This is a genomic window from Cupriavidus cauae (genome assembly GCF_026210475.1).
In the GTDB taxonomy this organism is placed as follows: Bacteria; Pseudomonadota; Gammaproteobacteria; order Burkholderiales; family Burkholderiaceae; genus Cupriavidus; species Cupriavidus cauae.
The window spans coordinates 911,653-925,622 of sequence record NZ_CP080293.1 but is presented as its reverse complement, the minus strand read 5'-3'; the positions used below and the strand labels follow the sequence as shown (position 1 = coordinate 925,622).

The following is a 13,970-nucleotide window of genomic DNA, read 5'->3' as shown; positions in this document are numbered from 1 at the left end:
GGCTTAAAATCGGCTTTCGCACCTTACATCGGTCAGCCATTGGAACGCTATACGAAGCCGGACATCGCTGTCACGCAACAGGACGGCACCGCCGCCGTGCAGTTGCAGGGAGACTGGACCGCGCTGTCGCTGGCGCAGGAGCGCTGCGCCCATGACCTGCGCCGGCAGCTGCAGGCACTCGTTCCCGGCACGGCGCGCTGGCAGCTGAGCGGCATCGGCCGGCTCGACCATATCGGCGCGCAGCTGTTGTGGCAGGCCTGGGGCGAGCGCTTTCCGGCCCATCTCGAGGCCACGGACGGCCAGCGCCGCGCCTTCGAGCGGATCGCCGCGGTACGGCGGCACGGCTGGAAAAAACGGATGGTCGACCGCTTCAACCCGGTCACGCTGCTCGGCGCCTCGATGCTGTCGCTGTTCTCGCAGCTCGGTAACGGCATCGCGATGCTGGGCCAGTTGTCGCTGGACCTGCTGCGCTTCGCCGCCGCGCCGCGGCGCGGCCCGTGGCGGGAGATCTCGGCCAACGTCTACAGCATCGGCTACAAGGCGCTGGGCATCACCGCGCTGGTGGGTTTCCTGATCGGCGTGGTGCTGGCCTATCTGCTGGCGAACCAGCTGCGTACCTACGGCGCCAGCGTCTTCATCGTCAATATCCTCGGCCTGTCGGTGATCCGCGAGCTCGGTCCCGTGCTGGCCGCGATCCTGGTGGCGGGCCGCTCGGGTTCGGCGATCACCGCGCAGATCGGCGTGATGCGCGTGACCGAGGAGCTCGACGCGATGCGCGTGATGGGCATCTCGCACAGCTTCCGGCTGATCATGCCGCGCGCGATCGCGCTGGCCGTGGCGATGCCGCTGCTGGTCGCCTGGACCGCGCTGCTCGCGCTGATCGGCGGCATGGTGGCGTCGAACATGCAGCTGGGCCTGAGCCCGGTCTTCTTCCTGCGCGAGCTGCCCAACGCGGTGCCGGTGGCCAACCTGTGGCTGGGCCTGGGCAAGGGCGTGGCCTTCGGCATGCTGATCGCGCTGACCGCGTGCCACTTCGGCCTGCGCATCAAGCCCAATACGCAGAGCCTGGGCGAGGGAACGACCGCGTCGGTGGTCACCGCCATCACCGTGGTGATCGTGGCCGATGCGATCTTCGCGATCCTGTTCAAGGATGTCGGCATATGACGGCGAGCATCGATACGCGGGCCGGCACCGTCGGCGGCACCGGCGGCGGAACCCCGCCTGGCGCACGCACCCCGATCATCGAGGTACGCGGCCTGGTCAAGCGCTTCGGCGATACCGTCGTGCATGACGGCCTCGACCTTGAGGTCTATCGCGACGAGGTGCTGTCGATCGTCGGCGGCTCGGGCACCGGCAAGACCGTGCTGCTGCGGCAGATCGTCGGCCTGGAGCGGCCCACCGCCGGCACCATCCGCCTGTTCGGCGAGGACCTCGCCGGCCTCGATCCGGCGCGGCTGCAATGGATGCGCAACCGCTGGGGCATGCAGTTCCAGCGCGGCGCGCTGTTCTCGTCGCTGTCGGTGATCGACAATATCGCGCTGCCGCTGCGTGAACTTCGCTGCCTTCCCGACAATCTGATCTGCGAGGCGTCGCTGCTCAAGCTCGAACTGGTCGGCCTGTCGGCGCGCGACGCCGACAAGATGCCGGCCGACCTGTCCGGCGGCATGATCAAGCGCGTGGCGCTGGCTCGCGCGCTGGCCCTCGAGCCGGAACTGGTGTTCCTGGACGAGCCCACCGCCGGCCTGGACCCGATGGCGTCCGACGACTACGTCGCGCTGATCCGCGAACTGCGGCGCGAACTGAAGCTGACGGTGGTGATGGTGACGCACGATCTGGACACGCTGGTGGCGCTGTCCGACCGCGTCGCGGTGCTGGCGGACCGCAAGGTGCTGGCGGCGCTGCCGATCCCGCAGCTGGTGAAGATCGACCATCCCTTCATCCGCGAATATTTTCTCGGCGAACGCGGCCAGCGTGCGCTCAGCGCGCTCAGCACGCAGAGCGCCGGCGCCAACCCTGCATCGGACGTGGCGGCCGTGGCGCGCCACGCTGGAGAGTCGTGATGGAAAACAAGTCGAACGCCTTTCTCGCCGGCGTGTTCACCATCGGCCTGGCCGTGCTGGTGCTGTTCGCGCTGTTCTGGTTCGGCACCGACCATACCGAGCGCGTGCCCTACGACCTGGTCACGCGCTCGACCGTGACCGGGCTCGGCCCGCAGGCCGACGTCAAGTACCGAGGGCTGACGGTGGGCCGGGTCGAGTCGATCCGCTTCGATGCGTCCGTGCCGGGCCAGATCATCGTGCGCATCAGCGTCGACAAGGAGGCGCCGATCACGCGCACGACCTATGCGACGCTGGGCCTGCAGGGCGTGACCGGCATCGCCTATGTGCAGCTGGACGACACCGCGGCGCAGGAAGGCAGCACCGCGCCGTCGCCGCCGCTGGAGACCTCGCCGCGCGCGGTCGCCCGCATCCAGATGCGGCCGGGCTTCTTCGAGGAACTGGAGCGGCGCGGCGATTCGCTGCTGACGCAGGTCGAATCGCTGATGGCCTCGCTCAACGACATGTTCCAGGGCGAGAACCGGCGCGAGCTGATGACGACGATCCGCTCGATCAAGGAAGGCGTCGACGACTATGCCCGCGTCGCGCGCGCGCTCGAACCGGCCGCGCGGCAACTGCCGCAGGTCACCGCGAACCTGAACGCCACGCTGAAGTCGACGCAGCAGCTGACCCGCGAGCTCGGCAGCCCCGACGGCACGCTGATGCGCACCGTCGACGGCGTCGGCCAGCAGTTGCGCGCCGCGGCGGGCTCGGTCGAGCACGCGGCCAACAATCTGAACGACCAGACCTTGCCCCAGCTCAACGGCCTCGCGCGCGATGCGCGGCAGACGGTGCGCAGCCTGGACCGCGCCGCCGGCCAGTTCAACGAGCGGCCGCAAAGCGTGCTGTTCGGCGGCTCGGCGACCCCGCCCGGTCCCGGCGAGGACGGCTTCAGCGCGCCATCCGCGGGGACCGCACCGTGAATCCAACCCTGTACCGGGAACCGACGCCCATGACCGACGCTGCCCCGCTCCGCCTCACCCGCCTTTCCGCCGCGCTTCGCCCCGGCGCCGGCGCAATGCTGGTCGTTACCCTGCTGGCCGCCGCGCTGCTGACCGGCTGTTCGCTGCTGCCGGATACGCCGCAGAGCACGACGTACGATCTCGGCCCGCCCACCGCAGCACCGTCGGCCGCAGCGAGCAAGACGCTGCCGCGGCTGCGCGTGCTGTCCACCGATGGTCCCTCCTGGCTCGACGGCAACGCGATCCACTACCGGCTGCGCTATGCCCAGGCCGAACGCCTGCAGCCCTATGCGACGCAGCGCTGGATCATGTCGCCGGTGCGGCTGTTCGACGAGCGGCTGCGCGAAGCGGTATCGGCCCGCGGCGAACTGAGCTGGGGCGGCGACACGCAGGCGCCCGCGCTGAAGGTCGATATCGTCGACTTCGAGCAGGTGTTCGACAGCGCCGACAGCAGCCGCGGCGTGGTGCAGGTGCGCGCGACCGTGATGCGCAACGGCATGATCGGCCAGAAGACCTTCACCGCCGAGCAGCCCGCCCCCAGCGCCGACGGCGCGGGCGGCGTGCGCGCGCTGGCCGGCAGCACCGATGCCGTGATCGCGGCGATCATCGACTGGGTGGCGACGCTGCCGGTACGCTGAATCGGTACGCCATCACAGCGGCACCATGAAACAGGCCGATCTGCCTCCGTCCTCCACGCCGCCGGACCCGCGCTTCGCCGCGATCCCGCCCGAGAGCGCCAGCACGCTGCGGCATTCGCCGCTGGCGCGCTTCGGCCTGCTGTGCATGACGCTGCTGATGATCTACGCCAGCCTGTATCCGTTCACCGGCTGGACCGACAACGGCATCTCGCCGTGGGCCTTCCTCAATGCGCCCAAGCCGCGCTACATCACCGACTTCGATCTGCTGACCAATGTGCTCGGCTATTGCCCGTTCGGCGCGCTGGTGGTGCTGTCGCTGCATCCGCGCGTGACCGGGGCGCGCGCCGCGCTGCTGGCCTTCGCGGCCGGCATCGTGCTGTCCGGCGCGATGGAGGCGCTGCAGACCTGGCTGCCCAACCGCATTCCGTCGAACATCGACCTGATGACCAATGCTCTGGGCGCGCTGCTGGGCGGCACGATGATGGCGCCGTTCGCCAGCGCGATGATCGACCGCGGCACGCTGCGGCGCCTGCGCATCGCCTGGTTCGAGTCGCACGCCAGCTTCGCCATCATCCTGATCCTGCTGTGGCCGTTCGCGCAGATCTTCCCGCAGGAGCATCTGTTCGGCATGGGCGGCCTGGTGCGGCAATGGCTGACCAATCCCGAGTCGTGGCCGATGCAGCTGGTGCAGTGGGTGTTCCCCGGCTTCCTGCGGCTGCAGGAGGACATCGGCCTGCGCCCCGACGACATGCAGCAGCACCAGTTGCTCGAATCGCTGGTGACCGGCTGCGCGTGGGTCGGCACCGGCCTGTTCGCCTCGGTGGCAATGCGCCGGCAGGCGCCCACGCTGCGCATCCTCGCCGGCCTGCTGGCCGCCACGCTGCTGCTCAAGGGGCTCGCGGCCGAACTGCAGTTCCCGGCGGACAACGCCTTCAATTGGCTGTCCGAGGGCGGGCGCTACGCGCTGGTGACCGGCACGCTCGCGCTGGTGCTGCTGGTGCGTCTGCCGCGCCCGCTGCGCGGCATCCTGGCGATGAGCGCGCTGCTGACGCTGGTGATCCTGACCAACGTGCTGCCGCCCAATCCCTACGCCTGGGTCTCCGAACAGGGCTGGCGCCTCGGCCGCTTCGTCCATTTCAACGGCCTGGCCCAATGGCTCGGCTGGCTGTGGCCGTTCCTGGCCTTCTGCTATCTCGCCTGGCGCGTCGAGCAGTTCGGACTGACCCGGCGAAGGGAACGACGCAGCCGTGGGGCGCGGCGAAACGCACCGAACACCGGCGACGCGGCCTAAGCCCGCACCGCAATCCCCTCTTCCCGCAGACGGTCCCTTATCCGTTGCGCAAAGGCCAGCGCGTGGGGGCCGTCGCCGTGCAGGCAGACGGTGTCGGCCTGGATCGGTATCCATTGCCCGTCGATGGCGCGGACCTTGTGGTCGCGGACCATCGACAGCGTTTGGGACAGCACGGCCTCGTCGTCGTCGAGCAGCGCGCCGGGCGTGCCGCGGCGGACCAGCGAGCCGTCGGGGTTGTAGCCGCGGTCGGCGAAGACCTCTTCCTTGACCGTCAGCCCGGCCTCGCGCGCGACCTCGATCATCACGCTGCCGGCCAGGCCGAAGAAGGTCAGCCGCGGATCGAAGTCGCGCACCGCGTCGACGATCGCCTGTGCCTGCGCGCGGTTGCGTGCGGCCTGGTTGTAGAGCGCGCCATGCGCCTTGACGTGGGCGAGGCGGCCGCCCTGGGCCCTGACGATCGCCGCGAGCGCGCCGATCTGGTACAGCACGTCGGCATAGATGTCGCGCGGGTCGCGCTGCATCTCGGTACGCCCGAAATTCTCGCGATCGGGGTAGCTCGGATGCGCGCCGATGGCGACGCCTTTGGCCAGCGCCCACTGCACCGTCTGCAGCATGGTCGACGCGTCGCCGGCATGCCAGCCGCAGGCGATATTGGCCGAGCTGATCAACGCCAGCAGCGCTTCGTCGCTGCCGCAGCCTTCGCCGAGGTCGGCGTTCAGATCGATCTGCATGACGGGTCTCCAGGATGGTTCGGGCGGTTCGTTGCGTTCGTTCGGTTCGTCGGGCTCGGTGCGCGCGGTGCGCTCGGTGCGCTCGGTGCGCTTGGTTCGTTCGTTGCGTTCGTTGGGTTCGTTGCGTTCGGTTCGATGCGTCGGTGCGTCGGTGGGTCGGTGCGCTCTGTCCGTTCGTCGCGTTCGTTGGGTCCGCTCGCGTCACGGCAGCGTGGCGTCGGCCGGTGACAGCCGGCGCGTCATCGCCCGACGTCGCGCGGCCGGCGCCTGTGCGCCGGTCCGCGCCTCCGACTGCCACGCCACCGCCTGCGCGATCTGGCGCAGATAGGTCTGCACCTGCATGCGCGCGGCCTCGGCTTCCTCGAGGCTGACGCGGTGAAAGCGCACCGCAGCGCCCAGCGGCGCCTGCGCGAGGCGCCACAGATCGGCCTCGATGACGACGCCGATCTTCGGATAGCCACCGGTGGTCTGGGCGTCGGCCATCAGCACGATCGGCTGACCGCCCGGCGGCACCTGCATGACGCCCGGCACCACGCCATGGGACAGCAACTCCGGCGCACCGGGCCGCCGCGCCAGCGCGGGACCTTCGAGCCGGAAGCCCATGCGGTTGCTGTTCGGTGTGACGGTCCAGTCAGCCTGCCACAGCGCCTGCTGGGCATCGGCCTCGAACTGATCGTACTCCAGCCCCGGCAGCATGCGGATCGGCAGCGCGCGGCCGTCGGCGGATGCTGGCGACGGCGACGACTGCGGCGTCCGCAGTGACTGCGGTGACCGCGGTGAATGAGACGGCTGTGGCGACTGCCACGACTGCAGCGACTGCGACGGCGACGACTGCAGCGACTGCGGCGACGAGGACGAGGGCGACGATGGAGACGGCAACGGCAACGCCCACGCGGGCGCCAGCACGCCGATCGGCGGCAATGGCGCCGGACCGAAGCCGGGCCGTAGCGCCGCCAGCCGATCGCCCCGCCGCAGCGCGCGGCCCTGGTGTCCACCGAAGCCGGCCTTCAGGTCGGTGCTGCGCGAGCCCATCGCCAGCGGCACGTCGATGCCGCCGGCCACGCACAGATAGGTACGGGTGCCGCCACGGGGCGCGGGCAGCGTCAGCGTGCTGCCCGCGCGCACGTCGAACGCATGCCAGCACCAGACCGGCTCGCCGTCGAGGTCGGCGCGGCATTCGGCACCGGTCAGCGCGATGCGCAGGTCGGCATGGAAGCGGACCGTGGCGCGGCCCAGCGTGAATTCGATGGCGGCCGCGCCGGGCTCATTGCCCAGCAGCAGATTGCCGACCCGCAGCGCGAGGCTGTCGAGCGCGCCGGTGCCGCCGACGCCGAACCGCCGCATGCCGTTGCGGCCGAGGTCCTGGATCGACGCCAGCGCGCCGGGGCGAAGGATCTCGATCATGGGCGCACCGATTTGGCGACCGGTTTGGCGACCGGTTTGGCGTCCGATTTGGCGTCGGATTTGGCGTCGGATTTGGCGTCCGGTCGCGCTCCCGCCTTGGGATCCGATCCGGCATCCGACCTTGCATCCGACCTTGCATCCGACCTTGCGTCCGAGCCGGCGTCCGATTTGGCGTCCGGCGTGGCGACCGGTCCGGCGACCGATGCCACCACGAAGCGCACGGTGTCGCCCGGCGCCAGCAGCGAAGGCGGATCGCGCTCGGGCAGGAACAGCGGCAATTCGGTACGTCCGATCAATTGCCAGCCCCCGGGCGCGGCCGCGGGATAGACGCCGGTCTGCTCGCCGCCGATGCCGACCGCGCCGGCCGGCACCGCGAGCCGCGGCTCGGTTCGGCGCGGCGTCGCCAGCGCGGGGTCAAGTCCGCCGAGATAGGCGAAGCCGGGCTGGAAGCCGAGGAAGTAGACGGTATAGGTACCGGCGCTGTGCCGCCGCACCACTTCCTCGGGCGTCAGGCCGGTATGAGCGGCGACGTCGGCCAGATCGGGACCGTCGTCGCCACCGTAGCGGACGGGAATCTCGACGACGCGGCCGGCGACCTCGGGGCCGGCGTTGGAGCCGGCGTTAGGGCCGGCGTTGGGGCCGGCGTTGGGGCTGACGTTGGCGCGGCCGTGGGCGTGGGCGTGGACCTCGCCGCTGACCTTGCCGCCGACGTTACCGCCCTCCCCGCGCGCCCACGCCTGCGCCAGCGCGGCTTCGAGCTGGTCCGCGTTGGCCCCGTCGTCGAACAGCACCGTCAGGCTGTTCATGCCGGGATAGGCGTCCACCACGCCGGGCCATGCGCCGGCCAGATCGGCCATCGCCCAGAAGCGGCGTTGCACGTCGAGCGACGCGGGAGGCGGCACGCTGCACAGCAGCGCGCGCTCGGCAAGGCGGTGGATCGTGCAGGTGGCCATGATGGTGATCGGTGCGGAATCCAGGTGGCGTGGCGGGTCCGGAATGCGTTCGGGAATGCGTTGGGGGATGCGTTCGGCAATGCGCCCGGAATGCTGTCCGGAATGCTGTCCGGAAAAGCGCGGTGGAGCCCGCCATGCGTCTTATCGGCAATTTATCGAGAAAGTGAGTTTTGCGAAACCTGTGGCGCCATGCCGGCGCCTAGGGTTTTCCATAGCGGCGCGCGCCGATAGTTGATTAGATCAATCGTCGATGTCCCGCTTAAATTTGCCCGCAACCTCGCAGAAAGGAACCTCACGGAGACGCCATGACATTCGCAGAATTGACCCGCAAGGCCCGCCATGCGGCCGTGGCCGTTGCGCTGCTGGCGGCCGGCGCCGCCGGCGCGCCGGCCGCGCTGGCACAGAAGATCGAGAAGATCGACGGACCGCTGCGCTTCGTCGTCGGCTACGCGCCCGGCGGCGCCTCGGACCGCGCCGCGCGCATCGTCGGCCAGGCGCTGCAGGCAAAGTACGGCGTCACCGTGGTGGTCGAGAACAAGGCCGGCGCCGGCGGCCGGCTGGCCGCGCAGCAGGTCAGGCACGCCGGTCCCGCCGACAACGTGCTGATGCTCGGCAATCCCGCCGTGATGACGGTCGCGCCGCTGGTGTTCAAGGACACCAGCTACGATCCAGACACCGATTTCGTGCCGGTGTCGCAGGTCTCGTCCTACGACTTCGCCGTGATCACCGGCCCGCAGGTGCCGGTCCGCGAGATGTCGCATCTGGTGGCCTGGCTCAAGGCCAATCCCGGCAAGGCCTTCTTCGGCGTGCCGGCCACCGGCAGCCTGCCCCACTTCTTCGCGCTGATGCTGGCCGAGCGCGCCGGCGTCAAGGGCGACGTGGTCGGCTACAAGGGCTCGGCGCCGCTGGCCACCGACATGCTGGGCGGCCAGGTGCCGGTCGGCGTCGACACGCTCGACGCGGTGCTGTCGCTGCACCAGAGCGGCAAGCTGAAGATCCTGGCGGTCTCCGGCAAGACACGCTCGTCGTTCGCCAAGGACATCCCCACGCTGAAGGAGGCCGGCATCGACCTGGCCGCCGACGGCTGGAACGCGTTCTTCGCGCCGAAGTCGATGCCGCCCCAGAAGGTCAAGGCGCTGTCCGCGGCGATCCACAGCGTGATGTCGGACCCGGCGGTGCAGCAGCGCTTCGTCGCCGCCAACATGCAGCCGGTGGCCAGCACGCAACAGCAGACCGCGGACATGCTCAAGGCCTACAACGCCCAGTGGCAGCCGGTGGTCAAGCGCAGCGGCTTCCAGCAATAACGTCCGGCCGGACTGGATCAGCAAGGAGCGACGGCGATGGCTCGCAATATCCTTTTCATCATGTGCGACCAGCTGCGGTGGGACTACCTGTCCTGCACCGGGCATCCGACCATCCGCACGCCGAATATCGACGCGCTGGCCGCGCGCGGGGTGCGCTTCTCGCGCGCCTATGCGCAATCGACGATCTGCGGCTCGTCGCGGATGAGCTTCTACACCGGCCGCTATGTCGATTCGCACGGCGCCGCCTGGAACAACTTCCCGCTGAAGGTCGGCGAGATGACGCTGGGCGACTATCTGCGCCCGCTCGGGCGGCAGACGGTGCTGGTCGGCAAGACCCATATGGCGGCCGACACCGAGGGCATGGCGCGGTTGGGCATCGACCCCAATTCGCTGATCGGCACGCGCGTGGCCGAGGGCGGCTTCGATCCGTACGAGCGCGACGACGGGCTGCACGGCAGCGGCCCGGCCGGCCGCTACGATCCCAAGCCGGTGCGCTACAACGACTACCTGCGCGAGCTTGGCTATGCGGGCGACGACGGCTGGGACGACTGGGCCAACGCCGGCGAGGACGAGCACGGCAATCTGCTGTCGGGCTGGCTGCTGCGCAATTCGACCCGGCCCGCGCGCGTGGCGGAAGAGCATTCCGAAACGCCGTACATGACGCGGCGGGCGATGGAATTCATCGAGCAGGCGGGCGAGGCACCGTGGTGCCTGCATCTGTCCTATATCAAGCCGCATTGGCCCTGCATCGCGCCGGCGCCCTATCACGCGATGTACGGCCCCGCCGACGTGCCGCCGCCCGTGCGCAGCGAGGCCGAGCGCGCGCAGCCGCATCCGATCTACCAGGCCTTCCTCAATTCGCGCGTCAGCCGGGCCTTCTCCCGCGACGAGGTGCGCGAGGCGGTGATTCCCGCCTATATGGGCCTGATCACGCAGATCGACGACCAGATCGGCGTGCTGATGCGCTTCCTCGAGAGCCAGGGCCGGCTCGACGACACCATGATCGTGTTCACCTCCGATCATGGCGACTACCTGGGCGACCACTGGATGGGCGAGAAGGACCTGTTCCACGAGCCGTCGGTGCGGCTGCCGCTGATCGTCGTCGATCCCTCGCCGGCGGCGGACGCGACGCGCGGCTCGGTATGCGATGCGCTGGTCGAGGCGATCGATCTGGTGCCGACCTTCGTCGAAGCCTGCGGCGGCACGCCCCAGCCGCACCGGCTGGAAGGACGCCCGCTGCAGCCCTGGCTGCATGGGCAGGCGCCGGCCAGCTGGCGCCGCCATGCGATCAGCGAATACGACTACTCGGCCACCGGTGCCGCGATATCGCTGGGCGTCGCGCCGCTCGATGCGCGGCTGTTCATGGTGGTCGACGAGCGCTGGAAGTACATCCACGCGCCGGGCTTCCGGCCGATGCTGTTCGATCTCGCCGAGGACCCGCACGAGCTGCACGACCTCGGCGCCGATCCGGCCCACCAGGCGCAATGCGAGCGGATGTATCTTGCGCTCGCGCAATGGGGACTGCGGCAGTCGCAGCGCACCGCGATCAGCGACGAGCGCATCGCCGCGATGCGGGGCGCATCGGTCCGCAAGGGCATCCTGCTGGGATTCTGGGACGAGAGCGAACTCCCGGAGGAGCTGCTGCACGAGAAATGGCGCGGCGCGCGGGAGGCGCTGCGTTAAGCGTCGGCGCTGCGCTGGCGGTCGGTGCCGCGCCAACGGGCGCCCGCTGGCGATCGACCCCGCTGGCGGTGGGCTACGCTGACGGTGGGCTACGCTGACGTTAGGCGGTGGGCTGACGATCGGCGCCGCGCTAGCGGTCGGCGCGGTCCTGGCCGGAGACGGCCTGCGTTTGCAGTTCGTCCTCCGACGCATCGTCCAACGCATCGTCCAACGCATCGTCCAACGCATCGTCAGACGCATCGTCAGACGCATCCTCCGGCGCATCCTCCGACGCCGGCTCCGGCGCCGACCACTGGCGCCGCGCACCGCCGCCCCGCCAGCGGTTGGTGCTGACCGTGGTGGCGACCTGCCGCTTGACGCGTACCGCCTGCTCGGTCAGCGCGGTCAACAGCGTGTCGAGCGCCGCCAGTTCGCCATCCGATAGCGTCTCGACCAGCTGCCGGTTGATCGCCGCCACCTCGTCGAACAATTGCCGATAGAGCGCCTGCCCCGCTGGCGTCAGCGCGACGCTGGCGCGCCGGCGGTCCCCGTCCAGCGTCTGCCGCCGGATCAAACCCTTGGCGGTCAGCCGCGTGATCGCGCGCGACACGCGCGTCCGGTCCAGATGGCATTGGTCCGCGATCTCCGACGGCGCCTGCGCGCCGCGCACGGCCAGCAGCCCAAGCAGCGCCCATTCGCGGCGCGACACACCGTACTGGCCCTCGCACAGGCGGATCACGGCCGCGCCGCTGGCGCCAACCAGCGCCGCGAGACGGAAATTGAGCAGATCGGTGATATCGCGCGGCGTGCGCAGGCGGCTGGTGCCCGCATCAAGAGCAGGGGCGGCCGCGGAAACTGCGGCCGCCGGAGGGGCGGCCGCGCAATCGTTGTCGGGCAAGGCGGATGCCGGCGCCGCGGAAGGGCGCCGGGCGGGATCAGGCGAAGCCGGCCTGGTGCGCCTGCTGGTCGGCATGGTAGGAACTGCGCACCATCGCACCGACCGCGGCGTGGGTGAAGCCCATCTTGTAGGCCTCTTCCTCGAACATCTTGAAGGTGTCGGGATGGACGTAGCGCAGCACCGGCAGATGGTGATTCGACGGCGCCAGGTACTGGCCGATGGTCAGCATGTCGATGTCGTGCGCGCGCATGTCGCGCATGACCTCCAGGATTTCCTCGTCGGTCTCGCCCAGGCCCACCATCAGGCCGGACTTGGTCGGCACGTCCGGATTGCGGCGCTTGAACTCCTGCAGCAGCTTCAGCGAGTGCGCGTAGTCGGCGCCCGGACGCGCCTGCTTGTAGAGGCGCGGCACCGTTTCGAGGTTGTGGTTCATCACGTCGGGCGGGCAGGCCTGCAGGATGTCCAGCGCCTTGTCCAGGCGGCCGCGGAAGTCCGGCACCAGCACCTCGATGCGGGTGATCGGCGACAGCTCGCGGGTCTTGCTGATGCAATCCACATAGTGCTGGGCGCCGCCGTCGCGCAGGTCGTCGCGATCGACGCTGGTGATCACCACATAGTTCAGCTTCAGCTGGGCGATGGTCTTGGCCAGGTTCAGCGGCTCGTTGACATCGAGCGGATCCGGGCGGCCGTGGCCGACGTCGCAGAACGGGCAGCGGCGCGTGCACTTGTCGCCCATGATCATGAACGTCGCGGTGCCCTTGCCGAAGCATTCGCCGATGTTCGGGCAGCTCGCTTCCTCGCACACCGTCACCAGGTTGTTGGCGCGCAGGATGTCCTTGATCTCGTAGAAACGCGAATTGCCGGTGGCCGCCTTCACGCGGATCCAGTCCGGCTTCTTCAGCTTCTCGGCGGGGACGATCTTGATCGGAATGCGGGCGGTCTTGTCGGCCGACTTCTGCTTGCGGGTCGGGTCGTAGGCCGCGCCTTGGGCGGCATCGCCTTGGGGATTCGAGGTGGCGATCAGGGCGTCGCTCATGGTGTTCTCCGCGCGCTCCCCGCGCGCATAGGTCGGCTAGGCCGTGGTCAGGGGTGTCAGTTGGCCGGGGGCCGTGGCGGCTGGCTCGTTCTCTCGCTGGTTCGCCGGTTCGTTCGCTTCGTCGTTCACTACCGGCTCGCCGCCCGCCGCGCGCAGTTGCGCCGCCGCCAGTACCTCGCACAATGCCGCCGCCAGGCGACGCGCGATCTCGGGCTGGTGCCGGGCGTCGACCGCTTCCCGGCGCACGCCGCCGTCGGCATCGGCCGCCGGCACCGTCGCGCCGGCGCGGGCCATGTCGACCGTCTCGAGGCCGGCATAACCGCACGGGTTGATACGCAGGAACGGGTCCAGATCCATCCGCACGTTCAGGCTGACGCCGTGATAGCTGCAGCCGTTGCGGATCTTCAGGCCCAGCGCGGCGATCTTGGCGCCGCGGTGCGGACCGTCGGACAGATAGATGCCGGGCGCGCCAGGCTTGCGTTCGGCGGGCAGATTATACGCCGCGAGCGTGTCCAGCACCGCCTGCTCGATCGCATGGACCAGCTCGCGCACCATCAGGCGGCGGCGGCGCAGGTCCAGCAACAGGTAGGCGACGACCTGGCCCGGTCCGTGATAAGTGATTTGGCCGCCACGATCGATCCGCACCAAAGGGATCGCCGGATCGGGCGACAGCAGATGCGAGGGGTCGCCCGCCTGGCCCAGCGTGTAGACCGGCGGATGCTCGACGAGCCAGATCTGGTCGGGAGATTCGGCGGTGCGCGCGGCGGTGTAGGCGCGCATCGCGTCGAAACAGGGCGCGTAGTCCTCCCGGCCCCGTTCGATGACTTCGATTGCTTGCATGCCGAGAGTGTAGCGAAAAGGGCCGGTTCGCACCGGCCCTTGGTTCGCTGGCGGCTGTCACCCTGGCGCCGTCAGGGTTGTCCGCGGCTGGGCCGACCTTCGTCCGGGATCGGACGCGCCGGCGGCCGGCTGTAGACCAGCCGCAGATGGCGCCG

General features: G+C 69.7%; 12 protein-coding genes and 1 pseudogene. 7 read left to right on the top strand and 6 right to left on the bottom strand.

Translation table 11 applies throughout. The features are described from left to right. Window positions 1–39: 39 nt before the first annotated feature. The 5 genes from KZ686_RS04155 (at window position 40) to KZ686_RS04135 (ending at window position 4,987) form a co-directional block, all read left to right on the top strand. On the top strand, window positions 40–1,164 hold the full coding sequence (locus KZ686_RS04155; protein ID WP_150083253.1) for an MlaE family ABC transporter permease: 1,125 nt from the start codon (window positions 40–42) through the stop codon (window positions 1,162–1,164). Then, window positions 1,161–2,060, top strand: coding sequence for an ABC transporter ATP-binding protein (locus KZ686_RS04150; RefSeq protein ID WP_226107955.1), 900 nt, complete (start codon window positions 1,161–1,163; stop codon window positions 2,058–2,060). Before KZ686_RS04155 ends, KZ686_RS04150 begins: the two co-directional genes overlap by 4 nt. Further along, window positions 2,060–3,019 carry an MlaD family protein gene (locus KZ686_RS04145; protein WP_187829131.1) on the top strand — a complete coding sequence of 320 codons (960 nt, stop codon included), beginning with the start codon at window positions 2,060–2,062 and terminating at the stop codon, window positions 3,017–3,019. The genes KZ686_RS04150 and KZ686_RS04145 overlap by 1 nt, the downstream gene beginning before the upstream one ends. 95 nt (window positions 3,020–3,114) lie before the next feature. Further along, the gene (locus KZ686_RS04140) at window positions 3,115–3,696 is read left to right on the top strand and encodes an ABC-type transport auxiliary lipoprotein family protein (RefSeq protein WP_265633070.1); all 582 of its coding nucleotides are present in this window, start codon (window positions 3,115–3,117) and stop codon (window positions 3,694–3,696) included. 25 nt (window positions 3,697–3,721) lie between these two features. Then, complete coding sequence (locus KZ686_RS04135) at window positions 3,722–4,987, top strand: VanZ family protein (protein WP_150083251.1); 1,266 nt, start codon at window positions 3,722–3,724, stop codon at window positions 4,985–4,987. On the opposite strand, the gene pxpA is transcribed toward KZ686_RS04135, so the two are convergent. From pxpA to pxpB, 3 genes and pseudogenes are all read right to left on the bottom strand, one after another. Then, complete coding sequence (gene pxpA, locus KZ686_RS04130) at window positions 4,984–5,718, bottom strand: 5-oxoprolinase subunit PxpA (RefSeq protein WP_149317328.1); 735 nt, start codon at window positions 5,716–5,718, stop codon at window positions 4,984–4,986. The two genes, KZ686_RS04135 and pxpA, sit on opposite strands and share 4 nt — an antisense overlap. 201 nt (window positions 5,719–5,919) lie before the next feature. Next, window positions 5,920–7,122: a 5-oxoprolinase subunit C family protein gene (locus KZ686_RS04125; RefSeq protein WP_265633069.1), complete on the bottom strand. Its 1,203-nt coding sequence runs from the start codon at window positions 7,120–7,122 to the stop codon at window positions 5,920–5,922. A gap of 197 nt (window positions 7,123–7,319) precedes the next feature. Next, a pseudogene (gene pxpB / locus KZ686_RS04120) lies at window positions 7,320–8,075 on the bottom strand (5-oxoprolinase subunit PxpB); the annotation flags it as partial. 305 nt (window positions 8,076–8,380) lie between these two features. Here pxpB and KZ686_RS04115 point away from each other — a divergent pair. Beyond that, a complete protein-coding gene (locus KZ686_RS04115; RefSeq protein WP_265633068.1) occupies window positions 8,381–9,379 on the top strand; it encodes a tripartite tricarboxylate transporter substrate-binding protein in 999 nt (332 codons plus the stop codon). Window positions 9,380–9,415: 36 nt separating this feature from the next. Further along, on the top strand, window positions 9,416–11,062 hold the full coding sequence (locus tag KZ686_RS04110) for an alkaline phosphatase family protein (RefSeq protein WP_265633067.1): 1,647 nt from the start codon (window positions 9,416–9,418) through the stop codon (window positions 11,060–11,062). A 130-nt stretch (window positions 11,063–11,192) separates the two neighbouring features. Here KZ686_RS04110 and KZ686_RS04105 read toward each other — a convergent pair whose 3' ends face one another. Genes KZ686_RS04105 through lipB form a run of 3 tightly spaced genes read right to left on the bottom strand, consistent with a single transcriptional unit; the run spans window position 11,193 to window position 13,815 of the window. Beyond that, on the bottom strand, window positions 11,193–11,939 hold the full coding sequence (locus KZ686_RS04105) for a MarR family winged helix-turn-helix transcriptional regulator (RefSeq protein ID WP_265633066.1): 747 nt from the start codon (window positions 11,937–11,939) through the stop codon (window positions 11,193–11,195). Between the two features lie 37 nt (window positions 11,940–11,976). Then, complete coding sequence (lipA, locus tag KZ686_RS04100) at window positions 11,977–12,975, bottom strand: lipoyl synthase (protein ID WP_006577815.1); 999 nt, start codon at window positions 12,973–12,975, stop codon at window positions 11,977–11,979. A 36-nt stretch (window positions 12,976–13,011) separates the two neighbouring features. Then, window positions 13,012–13,815, bottom strand: a complete 804-nt coding sequence (gene lipB, locus KZ686_RS04095) for a lipoyl(octanoyl) transferase LipB (protein ID WP_149317333.1) — start codon at window positions 13,813–13,815, stop codon at window positions 13,012–13,014. Window positions 13,816–13,970 lie beyond the last annotated feature (155 nt).